The 20,460-nt window shown below is 42.4% G+C and carries 24 protein-coding genes; 13 read left to right on the top strand and 11 right to left on the bottom strand.

Features of this window, described 5'->3' with window-relative positions:
- Positions 1-247: 247 nt before the first annotated feature.
- A complete protein-coding gene (locus tag MKX62_RS13000; protein ID WP_338653350.1) occupies positions 248-508 on the bottom strand; it encodes a DUF1871 family protein in 261 nt (86 codons plus the stop codon).
- 75 nt (positions 509-583) lie between these two features.
- Between MKX62_RS13000 and MKX62_RS12995 the strand changes: the two genes are divergently transcribed.
- Positions 584-1,759 carry a MalY/PatB family protein gene (locus tag MKX62_RS12995; protein ID WP_340741595.1) on the top strand — a complete coding sequence of 392 codons (1,176 nt, stop codon included), beginning with the start codon at positions 584-586 and terminating at the stop codon, positions 1,757-1,759.
- An 86-nt stretch (positions 1,760-1,845) separates the two neighbouring features.
- On the opposite strand, the gene MKX62_RS12990 is transcribed toward MKX62_RS12995, so the two are convergent.
- Positions 1,846-2,064, bottom strand: coding sequence for a hypothetical protein (locus MKX62_RS12990; RefSeq protein WP_231885773.1), 219 nt, complete (start codon positions 2,062-2,064; stop codon positions 1,846-1,848).
- 43 nt (positions 2,065-2,107) lie between these two features.
- Entirely contained in the window at positions 2,108-2,857 is a 750-nt protein-coding gene (locus tag MKX62_RS12985; protein WP_340741594.1) for a peptidylprolyl isomerase, read from the bottom strand.
- Between the two features lie 128 nt (positions 2,858-2,985).
- On the opposite strand from MKX62_RS12985, the gene MKX62_RS12980 reads away from it, so the two are divergent.
- Positions 2,986-4,218: an MFS transporter gene (locus MKX62_RS12980; protein ID WP_340741593.1), complete on the top strand. Its 1,233-nt coding sequence runs from the start codon at positions 2,986-2,988 to the stop codon at positions 4,216-4,218.
- 76 nt (positions 4,219-4,294) lie between these two features.
- Positions 4,295-6,148, top strand: a complete 1,854-nt coding sequence (locus tag MKX62_RS12975) for a transglycosylase domain-containing protein (RefSeq protein ID WP_340741592.1) — start codon at positions 4,295-4,297, stop codon at positions 6,146-6,148.
- Between the two features lie 12 nt (positions 6,149-6,160).
- On the opposite strand, the gene MKX62_RS12970 is transcribed toward MKX62_RS12975, so the two are convergent.
- Entirely contained in the window at positions 6,161-6,736 is a 576-nt protein-coding gene (locus MKX62_RS12970) for a YufK family protein (RefSeq protein WP_338653359.1), read from the bottom strand.
- A 394-nt stretch (positions 6,737-7,130) separates the two neighbouring features.
- On the opposite strand from MKX62_RS12970, the gene MKX62_RS12965 reads away from it, so the two are divergent.
- From MKX62_RS12965 to mnhG, 7 genes are read left to right on the top strand one after another with little or no spacing between them, the layout of a single operon-like run.
- Complete coding sequence (locus MKX62_RS12965) at positions 7,131-9,542, top strand: Na+/H+ antiporter subunit A (RefSeq protein WP_340741591.1); 2,412 nt, start codon at positions 7,131-7,133, stop codon at positions 9,540-9,542.
- Positions 9,529-9,951, top strand: a complete 423-nt coding sequence (locus tag MKX62_RS12960) for a Na(+)/H(+) antiporter subunit B (protein ID WP_067206416.1) — start codon at positions 9,529-9,531, stop codon at positions 9,949-9,951. The genes MKX62_RS12965 and MKX62_RS12960 overlap by 14 nt, the downstream gene beginning before the upstream one ends.
- On the top strand, positions 9,951-10,292 hold the full coding sequence (locus tag MKX62_RS12955; RefSeq protein WP_067206413.1) for a Na(+)/H(+) antiporter subunit C: 342 nt from the start codon (positions 9,951-9,953) through the stop codon (positions 10,290-10,292). Before MKX62_RS12960 ends, MKX62_RS12955 begins: the two co-directional genes overlap by 1 nt.
- Positions 10,285-11,772, top strand: a complete 1,488-nt coding sequence (locus MKX62_RS12950; RefSeq protein ID WP_067206410.1) for a Na+/H+ antiporter subunit D — start codon at positions 10,285-10,287, stop codon at positions 11,770-11,772. Before MKX62_RS12955 ends, MKX62_RS12950 begins: the two co-directional genes overlap by 8 nt.
- 7 nt (positions 11,773-11,779) lie before the next feature.
- Complete coding sequence (locus tag MKX62_RS12945; protein WP_067206407.1) at positions 11,780-12,259, top strand: Na+/H+ antiporter subunit E; 480 nt, start codon at positions 11,780-11,782, stop codon at positions 12,257-12,259.
- Positions 12,256-12,537: a Na(+)/H(+) antiporter subunit F1 gene (locus MKX62_RS12940; RefSeq protein ID WP_067206405.1), complete on the top strand. Its 282-nt coding sequence runs from the start codon at positions 12,256-12,258 to the stop codon at positions 12,535-12,537. The genes MKX62_RS12945 and MKX62_RS12940 overlap by 4 nt, the downstream gene beginning before the upstream one ends.
- Entirely contained in the window at positions 12,521-12,904 is a 384-nt protein-coding gene (gene mnhG / locus MKX62_RS12935) for a monovalent cation/H(+) antiporter subunit G (RefSeq protein WP_067206403.1), read from the top strand. The genes MKX62_RS12940 and mnhG overlap by 17 nt, the downstream gene beginning before the upstream one ends.
- Positions 12,905-13,089: 185 nt before the next feature.
- On the opposite strand, the gene MKX62_RS12930 is transcribed toward mnhG, so the two are convergent.
- Together MKX62_RS12930 and MKX62_RS12925 are read right to left on the bottom strand one after the other, a co-directional pair.
- Positions 13,090-13,365: a hypothetical protein gene (locus MKX62_RS12930; protein ID WP_187046919.1), complete on the bottom strand. Its 276-nt coding sequence runs from the start codon at positions 13,363-13,365 to the stop codon at positions 13,090-13,092.
- A 63-nt stretch (positions 13,366-13,428) separates the two neighbouring features.
- Entirely contained in the window at positions 13,429-14,940 is a 1,512-nt protein-coding gene (locus tag MKX62_RS12925) for a leucyl aminopeptidase (protein ID WP_187046918.1), read from the bottom strand.
- Positions 14,941-15,097: 157 nt separating this feature from the next.
- On the opposite strand from MKX62_RS12925, the gene MKX62_RS12920 reads away from it, so the two are divergent.
- Positions 15,098-15,574 carry a divergent PAP2 family protein gene (locus MKX62_RS12920; RefSeq protein WP_187046917.1) on the top strand — a complete coding sequence of 159 codons (477 nt, stop codon included), beginning with the start codon at positions 15,098-15,100 and terminating at the stop codon, positions 15,572-15,574.
- Positions 15,575-15,623: 49 nt separating this feature from the next.
- Here MKX62_RS12920 and MKX62_RS12915 read toward each other — a convergent pair whose 3' ends face one another.
- The 4 genes from MKX62_RS12915 to MKX62_RS12900 all read right to left on the bottom strand — a co-directional run bounded on the left by MKX62_RS12915 (position 15,624) and on the right by MKX62_RS12900 (position 18,800).
- Positions 15,624-15,950, bottom strand: coding sequence for a YuiB family protein (locus MKX62_RS12915; RefSeq protein WP_257722502.1), 327 nt, complete (start codon positions 15,948-15,950; stop codon positions 15,624-15,626).
- A 107-nt stretch (positions 15,951-16,057) separates the two neighbouring features.
- Positions 16,058-16,555, bottom strand: a complete 498-nt coding sequence (locus tag MKX62_RS12910; RefSeq protein WP_067206392.1) for an NUDIX domain-containing protein — start codon at positions 16,553-16,555, stop codon at positions 16,058-16,060.
- 414 nt (positions 16,556-16,969) lie between these two features.
- Complete coding sequence (locus tag MKX62_RS12905) at positions 16,970-18,187, bottom strand: NAD(P)/FAD-dependent oxidoreductase (protein ID WP_067206389.1); 1,218 nt, start codon at positions 18,185-18,187, stop codon at positions 16,970-16,972.
- Positions 18,188-18,437: 250 nt separating this feature from the next.
- Positions 18,438-18,800: a HesB/IscA family protein gene (locus MKX62_RS12900; protein WP_067206387.1), complete on the bottom strand. Its 363-nt coding sequence runs from the start codon at positions 18,798-18,800 to the stop codon at positions 18,438-18,440.
- 130 nt (positions 18,801-18,930) lie between these two features.
- Here MKX62_RS12900 and MKX62_RS12895 point away from each other — a divergent pair, with 130 nt between their 5' ends.
- Complete coding sequence (locus tag MKX62_RS12895; RefSeq protein ID WP_340741590.1) at positions 18,931-19,608, top strand: DUF2225 domain-containing protein; 678 nt, start codon at positions 18,931-18,933, stop codon at positions 19,606-19,608.
- 37 nt (positions 19,609-19,645) lie between these two features.
- Here the strand turns inward: MKX62_RS12895 and MKX62_RS12890 are convergent, their stop codons facing one another.
- A complete protein-coding gene (locus MKX62_RS12890) occupies positions 19,646-19,882 on the bottom strand; it encodes a NifU family protein (RefSeq protein ID WP_187046915.1) in 237 nt (78 codons plus the stop codon).
- Positions 19,883-19,967: 85 nt separating this feature from the next.
- Here MKX62_RS12890 and MKX62_RS12885 point away from each other — a divergent pair, with 85 nt between their 5' ends.
- On the top strand, positions 19,968-20,297 hold the full coding sequence (locus MKX62_RS12885; RefSeq protein ID WP_340741589.1) for a YuzD family protein: 330 nt from the start codon (positions 19,968-19,970) through the stop codon (positions 20,295-20,297).
- Positions 20,298-20,460: the final 163 nt, after the last annotated feature.

The raw sequence follows: 20,460 nt of genomic DNA, 5'->3' as shown, positions 1-20,460 counted from the left end.
AAAAAAGTAGATGATATTCTATAAAAAAATATGTAGGGATGCGACTTTGTCGTATCCCTACATATCCAGACATCTCGGTAATCGTATGGAAGTCATTCAATCCAAAGCAACCCAAAGTCAACTATACACGTAGCGCCCAGTTGGTAATCATGTTATTCACTGGTTACTTTTGGTTAATCAACAGGTTTCGTGTTTTATTGTATAAAAAGACTGTACCCGTATTAAAATGGGTACAGCCACATCAAAATCAGACGATACATTTCGCCTCGTATTTAATCGCTAACAGCTTATAAGAAATTTGAACACACTTTTCGATTGGAATCCATAATTTATAAGATTGTTCGTAAATTTCCCGAATTCGTTTTGCAAGGTCGGTTGGGTGATCAAGACGTTGTAAGTCCGATACGACATCAACGATTTCGTGTGCATACGCTTTTGGTCCTACGTCAAATGGGTCCCATTGTTCAAGAAGTGCTACTGCCTTTTTGTTCATTTCTATAGTTTGCACAATGAGTCACCTTATTTTTCTCAATAGTCTAGATTATGATAACATAGTAGAGAAAAAAGGAAAGAGGAGATTTCCATGAATAACTTTGAACAAGTAATTGAACGACGTAAATCACGTTCTGTAAAATGGGACCGAATGGAAATGATCTATGGAATCGAAGATGCATCCGATATTTTACCGATGTGGATTGCAGATATGGACTTTGCTGCACCGGAAGTGGTTATCGATGCGCTGAAAGAACGTCTCGATCATCCCGTTTTCGGCTACTCATATATTTGCGAAGGCTGTAAAGACGCAGTAAGTACATGGCTTGCTGAACGCCATGCATGGGAAACCAAAAATGAATGGATGTTATTCCACCATGGTGTAGTTCCGGCAATCGCTTCAGTCGTTGAAACGTTTACGAATCCAGGTGACGGCATTCTTGTCACATCTCCAGTCTATCCGCCCTTTTTCCAAGTCCCTAAACGTCAAGGACGAAATATGGTCGAATGTATTATGAAAGAGGACAACGGTGTGTACTCCATCGACTTTGAAGAATTCGAGAAATGCCTGCAACAAAACGTAAAGCTATTCATTTTATGCAATCCGCATAATCCTGGTGGAATTGTCTGGACTGCAAGCGAATTGAAAGAAATGTTACGACTGTGTACAAAATATGATGTCTTGATTTTATCGGATGAAATCCACGCCGATCTAGTCTTCTCAGGGCATAAACATATTCCGCTCGCAACGCTTGCTGACGAAGAAGCAGGACGTATCATTACGTGTGTTGCACCTACAAAATCGTTTAACCTCGCAGGTATCCAAGCAGCATTAATGATCGCTACAGATGAAGGTGTGAGAGAGAAACTTACGTTGAATGCAATGGCACATGGTCAAATGGATTTGAGCTCTTTTGCAGCCGCAGCTTTGACTGCCGCCTATAAAGATGGAGGCCCATGGCTAGCACAATTACTGGAAACAGTTTCTACCAATATGGACTATGCAATTCATGAACTAACAGCTGCAATTCCTGCCTTAAAAATTGCTAAGCCGCATGGTACATACCTTCTGTGGATTGACTACCGTGGTACTGGATTTACCGAGTCGGAAATAATGGACAAGTTGTTGAATAAAGGTAAACTCGCCCTTGATCCAGGTACAAAATACGGCGAAGCAGGACGCGGCTTCCTTCGCATGAATGTCGCAACACCGCTTTCAGTTGTTCAAGACGGCGTTAACCGTTTTATCACTGCATTAAATGAGTGATTTAGCACAGTTGTGATTACAATCACGGAGTTGACGTTACGATCGCGACGTTGACGTTACAATTTTTTAAAAGAAAACGAGCATCCTCAATTTTGAGGATGCTCGTTTTCTTTTTGTTCGCGGCGTTCACGTAAAATACGTTCTTCAAATTCTTTCGCTTCTAATTCCTGTTTCTTCGACTTGCGTCGAATCCACATGAATGTAAGTACCAATAGAATCGCAAAGAAAAACATTGAAATCGCGGCTGGTATATATTCTGATTTGTCTTCAGGAAAGTAAAGGAACGGCATTAATAGTGCGTTCACTTACATCCACTTCCTCACATTGTAAATTTCTATATGATTCGAATTACTTTTGAAGGATTTCGATTGATTCAATAGAAATATCTTCAACAGGCTTATCTTGACGCCCTTTTTTAACTTTAGCAATTTTGTCGACAACATCCATGCCTTCAATAACTTGGCCGAATACTGTATGTTTTTGGTCTAAGTGAGGAGTTCCGCCCATTTCGCCATATGCTTCAGCGATGTCTGCTGGATATCCACCTTTTTTCAGTTGATCAACTGAAGCAGGTACTTCTGAAGCATGAACGATGAAGAACTGGCTGCCATTTGTTCCTGGACCAGCGTTCGCCATTGAAAGAGCTCCTTTTAAGTTAAATAGATCCATAGTAAATTCGTCTTCAAATGTATCGCCGAAAATACTTGCTCCGCCCATACCAGTTCCTGTTGGGTCGCCGCCTTGAATCATGAAGTCTTCAATAACACGGTGGAAGATAATACCGTCATAATAGCCGTTTTCTGCATGTGTTAAGAAGTTTTCAACTGTTTTTGGTGCTTGTTCAGGGAAAAGCTTGATTTTGATTGGCCCCATTGTTGTGTTCATAATAACTAATGCTTCAGTTGCTGCTACTTCTTTTGATAATTGTGGATACATTGTTGTTGCCTCCTCTGAGTTCTTCGTGCTATTTTCTTCCACTGGCGCTTTGCCAGCAGACACTACTTCTTCTGTTTTTTTGTTCTCAGACGTACTATTTCCGCAAGCGGAAAGTAAGACGAGACCAACGATTGTCAGAAGGGAGAAATACATTTTCCTCATTAACATTCACCCTGAATCAGTTTATCATATTGAACAATCTATTTCGACGAATAAGCATGATACTTCCTTCGTTTTCCGAATTGTTTTATACTGAATGAAAAGCACGACACAGAAAGAAGGTTTTCTAAATGGACGTGCAAAAACGGAATTTCATCATCATTTGGATTTCCAACGTCCTCGTTGCAGGGACAATGACGATGATCATGCCCTTCCTATCCCTTTATATCGAAACATTTGGCGATCATCCCGAAGCATATGTTCAAAAATGGTCTGGCCTTATTTTCGGCGCTTCATTTGTCACGGCTTTCATTATGTCACCGATTTGGGGCCGAGTTGCCGATAAATATGGCTTTAAGCCTATTCTTATCATCAATGGCTTCGGGATTGCAACATCCGTTTTTCTAATGGGATTTGTAGATTCCGTAGAGATGTTCTTCGTGCTTCGGCTACTGAATGGTGTTGTCACAGGTTTCATACCAACTTCACTCGCGTTTATCTCTTCTCAGACTGCGAAGAAGGAAGCTGGAAAAATGCTAGGGACTCTGCAGATGGGCAGTGTGACGGGCACATTATTCGGCCCTGTATTTGGAGGTTTACTGGCAGATGCATTCGGTTTCCAATATACCTTTGTCATTACATCCATCTCCGTAATTGTCGCTACACTTATCGTTCTCTTCGGCATCAAGGAACAAAAACGGGTAAAAAATCCGAAAGCTATCCAGTATTCCCGTAAAGCGATTATTAGCGGCTTGCTACATCACCGGCTCATGTTGAACGTTATGATTGTTACGGCACTTATCCAAGTAGGCAACTTCAGTATCCAGCCGCTTCTGTCGCTTTACGTTTCTCATTTGACGGATGCAAAAGACGTAGCTTTCCTAGCTGGGATTACCTTCAGTGCAGCAGGGGTCGGCAATCTATTATTCGCACGCCGCTGGGGCAAGCTTGGTGACGACATTGGCTACGAAAAAGTGTTGTCAATTCTGCTACTCCTATCATTTATCTTTATCATCCCACAAGCTTTTGTAACACAGCTGTGGCAACTTATCTTTTGGCGATTGCTGTTCGGTATTGCGCTCGGTGGAATGATCCCTATAACGACTGCACTAGTTAGACGTGAGGCACCAGTCGATATTCAAGGGGAAGTCATGGGTTATAATACCAGCTTCCGTTTTCTCGGGAATATTATAGGTCCAATGTTTGGCGGAATCGTCAGTGGTTTCATCGGTATTTCGTCTGTCTTCATCGTCACTGGCGTTCTATTCCTGGTTGGGTTTGCCTTTCTCTATTATGCCAAACGAAAACCCGTACAGGACTTTGAGGACTTTCTTGCTGCTGAGGATAAACGGACACATAGTTAAGAAACAGCACACTTCACTAGACGGAGTGTGCTATATTTTTGTTAGTGAATGATTTCTTGAACGGAGTGCAAATCCATTGAAACATGTTATTGGTTTCATCTTTATTCTTCTAACCATACCAATTCTCTTTATTGTCCAAGAAGCCATTGCAGTCGAATTGAAAAGCGCTGGATCCTTCAATGACCAGATCAATGATTCCATTGAACTGTCATCCCCAAAGATCAATGTCCCCGTGACGTTGAAAGATGGCAATGGGCTCATTTTTGCAGAAGAATATATAGAGTGGCGAGATCCACTCCCGCTGTCGTCCATTCCCTTATTCGCGCGTCAACTGTTCCTAGAAAGTGAAGACACGGGTTTTTTCGAGCATAAAGGCTATGATGTAGCCGCAATCGTGCGTGCATTCGCTGTCAATACCGCAACGGACGATGTCAGACAAGGTGCTTCTACCATTACACAGCAAGTCGTGCGAATGCGTTTTCTATCGACTGAAAAGACCTATGAACGTAAGTTGACGGAACTTTTTTACGCAGCCGAGCTTGAAAAACAATCGACAAAAGATGAAATCTTGGAAATGTATATGAATGAAATGTATTTTGGCCATCAAGTGTACGGCATTGGTGCCGCTGCGACATATTACTTCAGCAAACCCTTAGATGCACTGAATGAGGCGGAGATGGCCTTCCTTGCGGCGATCCCAAACAACCCTTCTTTATATGATCCACTGAAACATTTCGATCAGACAAAAGTAAGACAGGAACGCCTATTGTCTATACTGACAAAAAATAGAGTTCTGACTTCCGAGGAATCTAAAGTGCATAAAAACACAGCTATCCAATTAAATCTGAAGGAAAAAGCGAATGCCTTTCCTGCCTACAGTACATATGTACTTGCGGAACTTACTGATCTCATAGCACAGTCCGAAGGTTTATCTGAAAAAATGACGTATGCGAAAGATGATGCAGAAAAAATAGCCCTTGAAGCGATTATTAAACAACGGACAGCTGAAGTGTTGTCCAAAGGATTGATTATCGAAACGGCACTTAACCCTGGAAAGCAGCGCCGAAATGACCAAACGATCTCCTCCCTTTTACACCCTAAAGGCGTGCAAGCAGGTGCCGCGGTTATCGACAATGAAACCCGTGAAATCATCAGCCTATTCGCCGGTAAGAACTATAAAAAAGCTGATTTTCACCGTGCATTCCAGGCTGTCAGACAACCTGGTTCGGCTATGAAACCACTTCTGGTCTATGCTCCACTGTTTGAAAGTAGTTCCTATACAGAAAACACCCCCATTAACAGTGGTGCTATTTGTATCGGCTCGTACTGCCCGACAAATATCGGCGGTTACGTTTATGGCAATGTTACGGTAAAAGAGGCTTTTCGACAAAGTCATAATACAGCAGCGGTCAGATTGCTTCAAATGATTGGAGTGGAAGAGGCATTCAGCTATATAGCACCATTCGGATTCAAATCAGTTACACAACAGGATATGAACTATGCAGCTGCTCTCGGTGGGTTTGCAAAAGGGATGACGCCGCTTGAACTTGCGGGGGCTTATTCGAGTTTCATTGATGGGCAATATACCCCTCCCCATGCCATACGCGCTGTAAAGGATAGAGCTGGGACTATTTTATACGAATGGCCTGATGACAAAGAGGACGTTTGGTCTCCTACTACTGTTACCAAAATTCGCGGCATGATGTCAGATGTCGTATTGAACGGAACTGGCCGGGGTATCCCCTATACAACTTCGTATACGGGAGCAAAAACCGGCACCACAGATCATTATAAAGATCTATGGGTTGGAGGGTTGAACGATAACTATACAACCGCTGTCTGGGTCGGCTATGATAGTCCGCAATCTCTAAAGCTCTTGAGCGATCAGAAACTTCATTTGCGTATATTTTCCACACTACTCCAGGACTAGCCATTCACAAGGCTAGTCCGTTTTACTACCAATGAAAGGCAAACTCGCAATTACCCCATTATAAAGCTTCAACAGAATATAGATGATGGTTGAAACTAGTATCGCCCAAACCAGAATTTCAAAAACGAGAAGTCCAATCGTGCTGACGATTGTCATGTATTTGCTTAATTTGAAAACGACATACACGAAGTAGATGAACGTTGTCAGTAAAAATACAGCTGTTAATAGGCTAATCGAATTGATGCCACCTACCGATGCAAGCGCGCCGAAAAAGTAGATGACATTGCCTCCGCGAGCTTCGCTATACGATTTCCCCTCCACATCCTTCGAAAAGAATAACATCGCGGTTTCATGAATCGTTTCCGCAATCAATTTTAACGCTGAAAAAACCATAAAAAATAACAATGCATAGATAACTAGCAGAAAAATACGTAATTGTATATCGGTCAAAAACTCTCGCATGCCGGCATACAAACCAATTCCTTTAAATAGTTCCACTGACACGCCAACTGTGTATACTCCGAATGTTAAACTGAATAAGACAATTGTTACAAACGGTAAATAACCAAATATGTATGGATTTTTCATTTCTAACACCTCAAACGCAAATTAGTTCTTCGTTTCTATACTATAAGAAGAGAGACCGAATAGGCAACAAAATCCAGAATCGTCCCACACTTACTATTTTTCAATTAGACAACTTCCGCATGCTGTGATATAGTTACCTCAATCAAATAAATGAACGTACTTGGAGGAGTCTGTCACCAGGGGGTATCTATGCCCTTTTGTGATGGACTTTTTGCATTTTTTGATTAAAACAATGAAAGGAAGAAAAGATAAGGTAATCGTAACAATTTTAAAATTTACCGTCCCGACGTTGAAAATGATGTATGAATTCAGAACAGCCAATGACTATTAGATCCCTTTTGCTTAGCATCACGTTTATACATAACTGTTTCATTCATTAGGAAGGAGGATTTTCTTGAATTTTGTATTACTGATTTTCCTGCCGATTGTGGCAGCCCTATTCGTTCCATTGCTAGTTAGGAAACTGAAAGACATACACACTGGGTGGTTCGTTTTACTCGTCCCTGTCTCCCTCTTCATTTTTTACATAGGATTTCTTAAAACAACAATGGACGGCGGGCATGCTATAGCAGAATTGCAATGGATTCCTTCACTCGGCATTTCGTTCGTGTCGTATATTGATGGACTCAGCCTGCTGTTTACCTTGCTTATTACAGGCATCGGTGCACTCGTTGTGCTCTACTCCATCTTTTATCTTGATAAGCGTAAAGAAAAGTTGAATCACTTTTACGTTTACCTGCTCATTTTCATGAGCGCCATGTTAGGTGTTGTCCAATCTGATAACGTTATATCCCTTTATTTATTCTGGGAGCTAACATCCATTTCGTCATTCCTACTTATTGGCTATTGGAATACACGTGACGGTTCACGATTTGGTGCATTGAAATCAATGATGATCACTGTATTTGGTGGACTAATGATGCTTGGAGGATTCGTTCTGTTAGGGATTATGGGAGATACGTTTTCCATCCGCGAACTTATCGCTAACGCCCCCACTTTTGTAGGACATGAATTCTTTACATTGGCGCTCGTTCTCGTACTACTTGGTGCTTTTACAAAGTCAGCACAGTTCCCGTTCCATATTTGGTTACCGGATGCAATGGAAGCGCCTACACCGGTCAGTGCCTATCTACATTCAGCAACGATGGTGAAAGCAGGTCTTTACCTCGTCGCCCGATTTACACCTATTTTCGCTGTTTCTGAAGTTTGGATTTGGCTCGTAGCTGGTATCGGACTTCTGACATTATTCTGGGGATCTTTCTTTGCAGTGAAACAGACTGATTTAAAAGCGATTCTTGCTTTCTCGACAGTCAGTCAGCTTGGACTTATCATGTCTCTGCTCGGAGCAGGTGCGCTTGCCTATCACTCGGATGACCCCATTTTCAAATTCGCAACATTTGCAGCGATCTTCCATTTGATCAACCACGCAGTCTTCAAAGGGAGCTTGTTCATGATTGCCGGTATTGTCGATCATGAAACGGGTACGCGCGATATCCGAAAACTCGGCGGATTGATGAGCATTATGCCCGTCAGTTTCACGGTTGCGTTCATCGGTTCAATGTCGATGGCAGGTCTGCCGCCATTCGGCGGTTTCCTGAGTAAGGAAATGTTCCTTCAGTCGATGCTGGCCATTCGCCATTTTGAACTGTTCAACTTTGCAACATGGGGAATTATCTTCCCTGTTATCGCTTGGATTGCCAGTGTTTTCACATTCATTTATAGCTTTTACTTTGTATTTAAGACGTTCGCTGGAAAACAAAAAAGTGAACCTCTTCCTACTAAACCGCATGAAGCGCCTGTCGGGATGCTTGTATCTCCCGTCATTCTTGCTACGCTCGTTGTTGGCATCTTCTTCATACCGAACTTGATTGGAAAATGGTTTGTAAAACCAGCTGTCATGGCTGTCCAGCCTGATTTATACAGCCATCCTTCTGAAGTTGCCGTTCACGTCGCAGCATGGCACGGAATTGCTGCTCCAGAATTATGGATGACGGTTTCGCTTGTCGGAGTCGGTCTCGTTCTATTCTTGACCTTGGCGAGATGGCAGAAACTGTATGACATTCAACCTGAATACTTGTCATTGAATGCCCTGTATGACTCAGCCATGTTCGTTAGTGAAGGTGGAATGAACAAACTTTCCCGCTTCTATATGACTGGTTTAATCCGCACATATCTGATTTATATATTTGCTTTTATTGCTGCCATTACAGCGGCGACGTTATTCATCAAAGAAGCTTTCATAGTTGATATGGAGAGTTTTGCCCCTGTCAACTTATATGGAGTTCTGACTGCTATTGTTCTGGTTATCGCAGTTTGTATGGTTCTACTTGCGAAGACAAGACTGTCAGCAATCATTGCTCTAGGTGCCGTCGGTTATTCGGTTGCTTTATTCTTCGTTATTTTCAAAGCACCGGATTTAGCGCTTACACAACTCGTTATTGAAACGATATCTGTTGCTTTATTCTTGTTAGCCTTTAAACATCTACCGTCTCTGAACAATCACGGCCAAACAAAACGCAACAAGATTGGCAATTTGATTATTGCGGCTGGTGTCGGAATAACGGTGACATTGGTTGCCTTATCGGCTCATTCACAAAAATTGATTCCATCTATCTCGCAGTATTACAAAGATACAGTTTATACAGAAGCGGGTGGCGGGAATATCGTCAACGTTATTCTTGTAGATTACCGTGGATTTGATACATTATTTGAAATCACCGTTCTATCAATCGTCGGAATCGCCGTCATTGCAATGATTCGCCTGAAATTGTCAAAAAAGGAGGAGAATACGGATGAAAACAAATGATGTCATTTTACAAACTACAACAAAAATCGTATTCTTCATCATCTTCCTTTTTTCAATCCACATTTTCTTTGCGGGACATTATACACCAGGTGGCGGTTTCGTTGGAGGATTGCTTACTACTGGAGCAATCGTTCTTCTCTTACTCGCTTTCGATTTGAAAACGGTACAAAAAGCACTGCCTTTCAACTTCACGATTATGACAGGCATCGGCTTATTGCTTTCTCTAGGAACGGCAGCAGGCTCAATTTTTTTCAACGTTCCTTTCTTTACACATGCTTTCGACGATTTCACTTTGCCGTTGTTCGGAACAACTTCCCTTCATACAGCAATGATTTTTGATGCAGGTGTCTACCTTGTTGTCGTTGGGGCAGCCGTTACAATGATTCAATCGATTGGAGGAGATGCGTAATGGAGTTTATAATGGCCATCGTCATCGGAATTCTTTTCATGGCAGCTGTCTATCTGATTCTTTCCAGGAGTATCCTCAAAATCATACTCGGGACAGGCCTATTGAGCCATGGTGCTCACTTGCTCATTCTTACAATGGGCGGTCTTGGTGGCACCTCTCCGCCAGTCGTGGCAGAAGGCGTAACAGATTATGCAGATCCTTTGCCACAGGCGCTTATTTTAACAGCGATTGTTATTAGCTTCGGTGTGACAGCATTCATCCTTGTATTAGCTTATCGGACGTATGCTGAGCATCAGACAGACAATATGAATCTTATGAGGGGAAATGACGAACATGATTAATCTACTTCTATTTCCAATCATTTTGCCATTCCTGTTCGCAATTATTCTTCTGTTTTTCAAGGAGAACGTCAGGGTACAACGATCATTAACATGTGTCGGCCTGCTTATTAGCTTGGTTGCTGCACTTTTCCTAGTTGCAAAAGTGAAAGCGGATGGTGTTCAGGCAATTACACTTGGAAGCTGGCCCGCACCTTTCGGAATTTCAATGGTTTCCGATATGCTGTCTGCATTACTTGTTACCACAACAATCTTGATCACACTTTTTGTTGTACTATACAGTTTCACTGCAATTGGCGAAGAGCGGGAGCGCTTCTTTTATTACCCCGCCATCCTGTTCATGATTACAGGCATCAATGGCGCATTTACAACAGGTGATATTTTCAATATGTTCGTATTCTTCGAAGTACTGCTCATCGCCTCTTACCTATTAATCGTTTTAGGCGGCGAGAAAAAACAACTTCGTGAATCAATGAAGTACATACTCGTCAATGTCATTTCATCTGCATTATTCGTTATTACAGTTGCTTACCTCTACTCTGTTATTGGTACATTAAATATGGCCGATATTTCAGTGAAGATTGCAGAGATTGGACAACCCGGTATTATAACCGTGATTGCAGTGCTCTTTTTAATCGTATTCGGCGTAAAAGGATCCCTGTTCCCGCTTTACTTCTGGCTACCAGGATCTTATGCAGCGCCTCCAATACCGGTGCTGGCACTATTCGGTGCATTGCTGACTAAAGTCGGTATCTATGCAATCATCCGAACGTATACGCTGTTCTTCGTACACGATATCGGATTTACACATGGTTTATTATCTGCACTGGCATTGCTCACGATTATTGCCGGCTGCATTGGTGCCCTTGCCTATTTCGATGTAAAACAAATTATTATTTACAATATCGTCATTGCAGTGGGTGTTATTTTATTCGGTGCTGCACAAATGAACGAGGCTGGTTTAACGGGTGCCGTTTTCTATTTGATCCATGACATGCTCATTAAAGGGGCTTTGTTCCTTCTGATCGGCATTATTGTTTACGTAACCGGAACCTCTAACTTACGTAAGATGGGTGGGTTAATGAAAACCCATGCGCCACTTGGCTGGATGTACCTAATTGCTGCATTTGGACTAGCGGGCATTCCGCCATTAAGCGGTTTCGTCGGTAAGCTTCTTATTGTTAAAGGGGCATTCGAGGCAGGCAATGTCTTGGGGAGTATAATCATCCTGGCATCCAGCCTTGTGGTCCTGTTGTCTGTCATCCGGATTTTCATCTATGCATTCTGGGGAGACCCCACAACTGTGGAATTGCCAACGACAAACCGACGGACATACCGGAAGATGATGATACCTGCTGTAGCATTAGTCATTCTCTCTGTGCTCTATGGGGTTGGTACTGAATGGCTCATTCCCTATATGACGGACGCAACAGACGTATTACTACAACCATCCATCTATATTGATGCGGTGTTAAAGGAGTAGATGAACGATGGCATTTCAACTATTATTGAACTTTTTCATCGCTCTCGTCTGGATGTTCATGAGCACCTCATTCACCGCTTCAACATTCATCATTGGGTTCTTGATTGGTCTGCTTTTGATCATTATGACGAGACGCTTTTTCCCTGGTAGACTTTACATCTGGCGACTTTGGGCAACGTTTAAACTAGCACTACTCTTCTTCAAGGAGCTGACTTTGTCTAATATTTCAGTGCTGCAAGTCGTCTTACGGCCGAAGATGAATATTCAACCTATGATTTTCGCTTTGCCAACTGACCTTGAACATGACTGGGAGATTACATTGCTATCGAGCCTGATCACATTGACACCGGGAACAATTGTGTTGAACGTTTCTGATGATCAAAAAACGCTTTATATCCATGCCATTGACGTCGATGATGTTGATGACGCAATTGATTCAATCAAAAATTCATTCGAAAAAGCCATTAAGGAGGTAAGCCGACCATGACGACATTCATATGGGTTTGTCTAATCCTTGTCCTGCTGTCGATTGCCGGTATGTTGTACCGTGTGTTCCGCGGTCCTTCTATTCCGGATCGGCTCGTCGCACTGGATGGGATTGGTGTCATGCTTATTTCAGCAATCGCTCTACTATCAGTCATCTTCGATACCGGATTTTTCATGGAAGTCATCTTGCTTATTGCGATTATGTCATTCATTGGAACCGTATCATTCTCAAAATTCATTGAGAAAGGAGAGATAATCGAACGTGATCGTACTAGCTAATAGCCTCATCGTCCTTACAATCGTCGTTGGCATCGTTTTCACTATCGTAACCGTCATTGGCATCATTCGTTTACCGGACGTCTATACGAGGGCGCATGCCGCTTCTAAGAGTGCAACTTTGGGTGTGCTTAGTATTCTGCTAGGTGTGTTTTTTCACTTTTGGTTGAAGGAAGGCCATTTTAGTATTCAACTTCTACTGGCAATTGCATTTCTGTTCATTACCTCTCCGATTGGCGGACATCTTATGAGCCGCGCAGCTTATATATCGGGCGTCAAACCGACAGAACTAACTGTTGGTGATGATCTTGCAGAAGTTATCAAGCAAGCTAAACTAAAGAATCCTCCAACTCATCAGAAGGAAGACTAAGCTTTGAATGAGTGAAAAACGCACCCCTTATTAGATAAGGGGTGCGTTTTTTGGATGATGATAGTTATGCTCGGCATGAGGTGGGTTATGCTCGCCATGGATGACTTTATGACCGTCATACCGATTTTCCCCACTAAAAAAATGCCTGCCAGCCGAAAACTCAGTTGACAGGCATTTTCATCTTTTTAGTATGGCCCGTAATATCCGTATGGTTGATACGGATAGTATGGGTATGGATACGGTGGGTATGGATAGGATTGGTATCCGCCGCCATATCCGTATCCGCCACCAGGAAACAATGCACTTCCTAATAAACTACCAGCAAATCCGCCAATGAAAGGTCCGCCAAAGTCACCAAAACCGAATCCTCGACCGAAGCCACCGCGACCAAAACCACCACGGCCAAAACCTCCACCTCGACCTCGACCATATCCGCCACCACCGTGAAATCCTCTAGTCATAATCATTCCCCTCTCCTACTTATCCTATTCAAATAAGACTAATAGGAAAGAGGCAATCGCCTATTACACTTCTCTATCGGTTTCGGCTAGCCGTTCAACAAGCGTCGCTAGCGTCCGTACCATGACTCCAGTTGCACCTTTAGGCCCTAAATCATGTGCAGCAACCGCATCCGATGTCCCCGCAATGTCAAGATGTATCCAAGGCGTGTCGCCAACAAACTCCCCTACAAATCCACCGCCAAAGATCATATGTCCGTCTCTTCCTGGCGAGTTATTCAGGTCTGCCACATCACTTTTACGTAGTCTTTTCTTATCGTTTTCCGTTAACGGAAGTCTCCAGACGAATTCATCCGTTTCCATGGATGCCTGCATGAACTCTTCGAAGAATTCTTCATCATTTGTAAGCGCCCCTGTCTTGTCCATACCAAGCGCGACGATAACGCCGCCTGTCAGTGTCGCAACGTCAATCAGACAGTCTGCGCCTGCCTGCTTAGCGTATGTAACCGCATCTGCAAGAACAAGACGTCCTTCAGCGTCTGTATTGAGCACCTCTATCGTCTTCCCACTAAGTGATGTGATAACATCATCTGGTTTAAAAGCATCCCCGGAAACCATATTGTCCGTTGACGCGATCACAGCGATGACATTTTTCGCAGGACGCAGCTCTCCTATGATTGTCATTGCCCCTAGGACTGCAGCCGCACCGCCCATATCACCTTTCATACCAACCATTCCGTCTTTCGTTTTCAATGAATAGCCGCCTGTATCATAGGTAATTCCTTTGCCAACAAGACCGATAACATCTTCCCATTTTTCAGTTGCAGCATACTTCATGACGATTAACTTAGGCTCTTCCACTGAACCTTTATTGACTGCTAGAATAGCGCCCATACCGAGTTCTTCCATTTCTTTCTTACCAAGTACCTCAATTTCAAAATCATATTTTTCAGCGACTTCACGTGCATAGTCAGCCATTTTAGTCGCCGTTAATATATTAGGCGGCATATTAACTAGATTTCGTGCTTCATTAACCGCGTATGCATGTACTTTCCCTACTTCAAAGGCCGCTTTCAGCTCATCTTCATCAAATGAAGATAAGAATGACAACGTTTCAAGTGCAATATCGCGTTCATTTGAATCCGTGCGGTATCCTTCAAACTTGTACATGCCAAGTCCAATACCCTCCGTTGCCGCAAAAACAACATCCTCACACGTTAACTTGTCATTCGTGAATGGAGCCGTCCAAATAGCGGCAGAGGCCGCTTTCATGCTTGCAAGCTCTTTTCCGACCGCCGCAAATACTTGACGCAAACGATCCTCCGTCAATTCCTTATGCAAACCAAGTCCGATAAATATTACACGCTTGTAGCCTCCAGTTTCTACGGATGGCATTTTAACAATACTTTTGAACTCAGTTTTAACATCTCCAGATTTAACCCATTCTGGTAAACGGGAACTGAATGAACTGACGAAGCCGTCCCAGCCTGTTATATTTTCCGGATGTTCGGGTACACCAATTACAAGTACTTCTGCTTCTACATTATCAAAATTCGGTTCCAATATTATTGTTTTCATTTGACAACCTCCAATTTTACCTACATTCTTTAGTATAGCCTAAATTTTCAGCCCTTCGTAGTAATTCATTCGGAATCCGTACTAACTTGTTTTTATAGCACGTCATTATGGTATACTGAATACACAATTTTTGTACATTATAGAGGAGTCGAAGTAAATGGCCTTATTACAAAATACCCCGTTAATTGCGGCATTATTCGGTATTATCTTTGCTCAATTCGTCAAAATCCCGATTCATTATTTCCTGGAAGGTAAACTTGACTGGAAATTAATGACTTCAACAGGAGGGATGCCCAGCTCTCATTCGGCTGCAGTTACATCATTGACGACTGCAATCGCTTATGAAGAGGGATTAGATTCACCTATGTTTGCCGTGTCTGCCATCTTTGCTGTCATCGTCATGTTTGATGCAACGGGAATTCGTTACCAGGCAGGACAACAAGCACTGATTATCAATCAAATGCGAGTAGACTTCCAAACGTTCGTTCAAGAAGCAAAAGGCTGGCAGCAGAAAGATGGACAACAAAAAATTCAAGAGTTAAAAACGTTGCTAGGTCACAAACCAAGTGAAGTGTTTGCAGGAGCTGTAACTGGTATCCTTATCTCTGTTATTATCTATTCATTCATTATCTAACTACGAAAAAAGGTGTGTTCAAGCATAATCGCTTGAACACACCTTTTTCTTAAAACATTTGGTAACCTTGTTTTCTTAATAACTTAATAACAAAACCTGAAATAATCGCTCCGACAAGTCCACTTGCTAAAATGAGGATATCAGCTGTATGAAGTGCCATAGCTTTGTCACCAAGAAGCTGGAACGCGTATTTCGGTTTCGTGACATATTCATATACACGTACTTCATCAATAATTAGTATGACGACAATTGGATAAATGATGGCCATCAACCATGTCATTCGAAGAAGCATATTCAATAAGAATCCTATTCCAAAAAACATTACTATGAAAATCATTATAGATAAAACGACGTGCGTTAATGAAATCGTTCCCAATGTGACTACCTCCGTTTTCCATTCACTATTTTACAGGAACGAATGAACGCTTTCAACATTACACGACTCGTTCAATAATTTGTCGATTTTATCCCTGTTGTAATAGATCACTTTTTGAAAAATAGTTTATAAGAAGTATAACCGAATTGATCGCCCGGGTTGATATTTTCAATTTCATCAAACCCTGATTCGATCACCTTTTCCGCAATTTCATGAATCATCACAGAGACGTCCTTATCTTCCTTTAAATCGAATGGACTCTTCCATGCGACTTCTGAAATCTCTCTTAACTCCGGAATTAATATCTGTCCTTTAGTAGTAGGCGTCAACAAGAATATGGCCATGTTGTCGCTCACCTCTCCATTCAATACGCCTGTACGAAACCCAATCATTCCTTCGAGCTGACAGACAACACCTGTTTCTTCCTTTACTTCACGAATCGCTGCGCAATCTGCAGTTTCATCACCATCAACAAATCCTGCCGGTATGGACCATAAACCTTTTAAACCACCGTAGTTTTTCCTAACAACAAGCCACTGTCCTTCGCTATTCACAACAAGCCCTGCCGCGCCAAGCCATACATTACCTCGCATTTTTCGTGACATTTAGGATCCTCCTCATAAGAAAAGCGTAAGCGCCTTGGTAGACCCGAAAAGCGCTGGAGGGACAGAGGAAGGCAGCTTAAGATCGCAGCATCCTGTCGCAACAGCTGCATGACCCACGTCGTGTGGGCCCAGGGGCTAGGCGCTGGAGCCTAGACACCTAGAAAAGCGCAAGCGCCTGGTAGACCCTCGAGTCGCTAGAGTCTAGACAATAAGAAAAGCGTAAGGCGCCGTCCGTCCCCGACAGGCATAAGACGGTTTGCGAGGAGGCGTATTTCTGCCTCCACAGCAAAACGGCTTATGACCCGAGGGGTTGGCGCCTGGAGCCTAGAAACCACTCCAAGTGAATAACTAATACTTTCTTATCTTTTAAAAAAGCACCCGCCGTCAAGGACGGGCGAGTGCTTCAGAAGTGTTTTATTTAAGTAAGTTGAATTTACCTTTTTTCAGTGTAAGACCTACTCCGCCAATCATGAAGAGCGCACGATTATCAATCATTTTCTTCATGAATGAAGCTTTAGTACCCGTTACTTTTTTACCGAATACGACACCAATTGCATCGCTATCTCCAAGTGAACAAACGCTACCTTTTAAATCAGGTGTAAAGTCAGAAGTTGGTTCACCTTTCATAAGTGCGATGATGTTATTCGCACACATGTCACCTTGTTGCATAGCAATTTGTGCAGTAGGTGGGAATGGACGGTTCACTGCTTCGTTAATCATAAGTGCGCAGTCTCCAACGATGAATACATCGGAATGACCCGGTGCACGAAGATCTTTGTCTACTTTAACACGAGCACGCATGTTTTCGATACCCGTTTCTTCGATTAGACGGTTACCACGGACACCTGCAGCCCAAACGACTGTGCCAGCTTTGACGAATTCAAATACGTCTTCGCCTTTTTTAATATTAACGCCTTCAGGAGTAGCTTCTACAACTGGCGTACCAATCGAGAATTCGATTCCTTTAGAGTTCAAATGCTTAACAGCATAATCTACAAGCTCAGGGTCAAATCCTGGAAGAACCATTGGCGCTGCTTCTACGCATAGTACGCGTACCTTTTCTTGTGGAACGTCGAACTCTTTGCAAAGTTCAGGTACACGGTTACCAAGCTCGCCAAGGAACTCGATGCCTGTGAAGCCCGCTCCTCCAACGATAATTGTCAGACGGCTATCGTCTTTAACTTCTTCAGTTGACCAAGTCGCAAATTGATATTCGATATGTTCGCGAATTTGACGTGCTGCTTTAACGTTGGCAATAGAAAATGCATATTTATCAAGACCTGGAATACCAAATGTTTCGCCTTCAAAACCAAGTGAGATAACAAGGTAATCGTATGTATGTGTACCAACATTTGTCGTTACGACTTTCCCAGTAACGTCGATTGCTTGAACTTCAGCTTGGACGAATTTTACTTTATTACTGTTAATAACATCTTTGATATCATAACGCACTGATTCAGGAGACATTGTTCCTGCAGCTGCTTCATGAAGCCATGTCGATTCATAGTGATACTCATTTTTGTTTATAAGAACGATATCTGCATCGTCTGCTCCAAGAGATTTTTGCAAGTTAACAACTGTTGTTAAACCGCCATAACCCGCGCCTAATACTAAAATTGTCGGTCTTTTCACGAAGATCGAAACCACCTTTGATTTTTTTATGTGCCCGGCCCACGTGAAATCGGTACACCGACGATTTACACAGTCCCGGCCTTTGTCATTTTTTCGACAAACTTCTATCTCTTATAGTAGCCCTTTTGATGGGGCTTTTCAATAGTATATTTGAAATAGCAAATATTTGAAAATACTGACTAAAAAAACACAACTATAATTCGACAAAAAAAGCTCTCCTAAGTATGATTTAGGAGAGCTAGAAAAGGAATCAGCAGTCCGCTGGAGTTCCTTCTTTCTTAGCTGTTCTGAATGACGTTCCACAACCGCAAGAAGCAATTGCATTGGGATTATTTATGGTAAATCCGCCCCCCATAAGGGACTCTTTATAATCGACTTGTGTGCCTTCAAGAACGCCGGCATCTTCACTAGAAACGAGAATTTGTAAACCATGCTGTTCAAGCAGAAGATCATCCGGTGACTTTTCAGTTTCAAAACCCATTCCGTATGTCAAACCACTACATCCTCCGCCGTTCACAGCGACACGCAGGAATGACCCTTCTTCCTCATTATGACGCATCATTTCTCTTACATGAATTGCTGCAGCTTTAGTAACCTCAACAACTTGTGTCATTCGTGTTCACCTTCCCTTTGTTTTCTTCCTTCTATAATAGCAATTAAATCGAGCAAAACGCAATCATATTAACTCCAGTGTTGAAGGATATACGCTATAATGAGTTAACTAGTACGAAAGGTGGGTCTACATGGAAATCAGCCCTTTTTATGATAAAAAAGTTGCATGCATTTATTGTAAGCAAAACTTCACTACCACAAAAATTCGCTCAAGATTCATTCGGGTTTCATCCCACGAAAGTGACTTCAAACCTGTCTACTCAAATCCAGAGGTAAATCCAATCTTTTATAACGTTGCAGTCTGCCCTCACTGTGGCTTCTCTTCTACCGATGATTTTTCCTCTTATTTTGCTCCTGGCACAGAAGAAGACATAGCTGCACGAATCACATCTCAATGGAATGGCCGATCTTTCAGTGCAGCACGTGATATCAATGAAGCCATTGAAACTTATAAACTTGCCTATTTAAGCGCCATGTTCAAAAAGGAAAATGTTCTTACACTGGCAGGACTTACCTTACGAATTGCTTGGTTATATCGTGATAAAGGAGCGGAGGTAGAAGAACAGCGTTTTCTAACAATCGCACGAAATTTCTATACTACAGCGTTTTCAGAAAGAGATTTCACTGGAACCCAAATGTCAGAAACAAGGGTATTGTATTTGATTGCAGAATTATCTTGGAAAATCGGTGATGAGAATGAGGCAATAAAAAGCTTTTCGCGCATTCTAGAACGCCAACGCACATCCTCTGAACCGAAGCTCATCGAGATGACAAAAGAACGATGGCAAGATATTCGGGCAATAAAATAGAAAAGACGGACCGAAATTCGGACCGTCCCACTTAAAATCAAAATACTTGTTCTACCTCAACGACACCTGGAACTTCTTCCAAAAGTGCTCGTTCGATCCCTGCTTTTAGTGTAATCGTCGAGCTTGGGCATGTACCGCAAGCACCAAGAAGGCGAAGTTTCACGATGCCATCCTCGATATCCACAAGTTCACAGTCTCCCCCATCACGTAGGAGGAATGGACGTAATTTATCTAATACTTCTTGTACTGGTTCAGTTAACGCTGTATCTGTCATTGTTTTTTAACTCTCCTTTCCTTATACTTATTATAAACTGGAAAGAAGAAAAAATCCAACAATCAATCGGGAGGGGACAATTAATATGAGTATCACTACTACAATCATTGAAATTTATGGTGCAGATATCATCTGTGCAAGCTGTGTCAATTCACCTTCATCCAAAGACACATACGAATGGCTTCAAGCTGCTATCGATAGAAAGTACCCGAATCAGCCATACGATATCACTTACATTGATATCGAGTCTACTGTTTCCGACGACAAACACAAAAAAGTTGTCCAGCAAATACAGGACGATGAGTTCTTCTATCCGCTAGTCATGATCAACGACGAAATGATTGGTGAAGGCTATATTCAATTAAAACCGGTATTTGCTGCGCTTGAAAAGAACGGCTATATAGCTGAATCTTAAACTGATAAAATTTCAAGATAAATGAGAAGAACAAAAGCGCTGAAGTCTATATGGTCGGTGCTTAATAAATAGAATGTTCTTCCAACACCGCTTTGTCGCTTGGTGATGGCCTCAAGCAATAAGCCCGCCAGAAGATCCCTTGGGAGGGATTGAACTGCATCCC

It is taken from the genome of Sporosarcina sp. FSL K6-5500 (assembly GCF_038005665.1).
Taxonomy (GTDB): domain Bacteria; phylum Bacillota; class Bacilli; order Bacillales_A; family Planococcaceae; genus Sporosarcina; species Sporosarcina psychrophila.
This window is presented reverse-complemented; position numbering and strand designations above follow the sequence as displayed.

Excerpts from the sequence above, each read along its gene's own strand:
- MKX62_RS12895 (WP_340741590.1), top strand. The coding sequence starts at position 18,931 with ATGGAAATCAGCCCTTTTTATGATAAAAAAGTTGCATGCATTTATTGT.
- MKX62_RS12900 (WP_067206387.1), bottom strand. The coding sequence starts at position 18,800 with ATGACACAAGTTGTTGAGGTTACTAAAGCTGCAGCAATTCATGTAAGA.
- MKX62_RS12980 (WP_340741593.1), top strand. The coding sequence starts at position 2,986 with ATGGACGTGCAAAAACGGAATTTCATCATCATTTGGATTTCCAACGTC.
- MKX62_RS12970 (WP_338653359.1), bottom strand. The coding sequence starts at position 6,736 with ATGAAAAATCCATACATATTTGGTTATTTACCGTTTGTAACAATTGTC.
- MKX62_RS12925 (WP_187046918.1), bottom strand. The coding sequence starts at position 14,940 with ATGAAAACAATAATATTGGAACCGAATTTTGATAATGTAGAAGCAGAA.
- MKX62_RS12910 (WP_067206392.1), bottom strand. The coding sequence starts at position 16,555 with ATGTCACGAAAAATGCGAGGTAATGTATGGCTTGGCGCGGCAGGGCTT.
- MKX62_RS12930 (WP_187046919.1), bottom strand. The coding sequence starts at position 13,365 with ATGACTAGAGGATTTCACGGTGGTGGCGGATATGGTCGAGGTCGAGGT.
- MKX62_RS12955 (WP_067206413.1), top strand. The coding sequence starts at position 9,951 with ATGGAGTTTATAATGGCCATCGTCATCGGAATTCTTTTCATGGCAGCT.
- MKX62_RS12985 (WP_340741594.1), bottom strand. The coding sequence starts at position 2,857 with ATGAGGAAAATGTATTTCTCCCTTCTGACAATCGTTGGTCTCGTCTTA.
- MKX62_RS12950 (WP_067206410.1), top strand. The coding sequence starts at position 10,285 with ATGATTAATCTACTTCTATTTCCAATCATTTTGCCATTCCTGTTCGCA.
- MKX62_RS12940 (WP_067206405.1), top strand. The coding sequence starts at position 12,256 with ATGACGACATTCATATGGGTTTGTCTAATCCTTGTCCTGCTGTCGATT.
- MKX62_RS12945 (WP_067206407.1), top strand. The coding sequence starts at position 11,780 with ATGGCATTTCAACTATTATTGAACTTTTTCATCGCTCTCGTCTGGATG.
- MKX62_RS12890 (WP_187046915.1), bottom strand. The coding sequence starts at position 19,882 with ATGACAGATACAGCGTTAACTGAACCAGTACAAGAAGTATTAGATAAA.
- MKX62_RS12885 (WP_340741589.1), top strand. The coding sequence starts at position 19,968 with ATGAGTATCACTACTACAATCATTGAAATTTATGGTGCAGATATCATC.
- MKX62_RS12920 (WP_187046917.1), top strand. The coding sequence starts at position 15,098 with ATGGCCTTATTACAAAATACCCCGTTAATTGCGGCATTATTCGGTATT.
- MKX62_RS12995 (WP_340741595.1), top strand. The coding sequence starts at position 584 with ATGAATAACTTTGAACAAGTAATTGAACGACGTAAATCACGTTCTGTA.
- MKX62_RS12960 (WP_067206416.1), top strand. The coding sequence starts at position 9,529 with ATGAAAACAAATGATGTCATTTTACAAACTACAACAAAAATCGTATTC.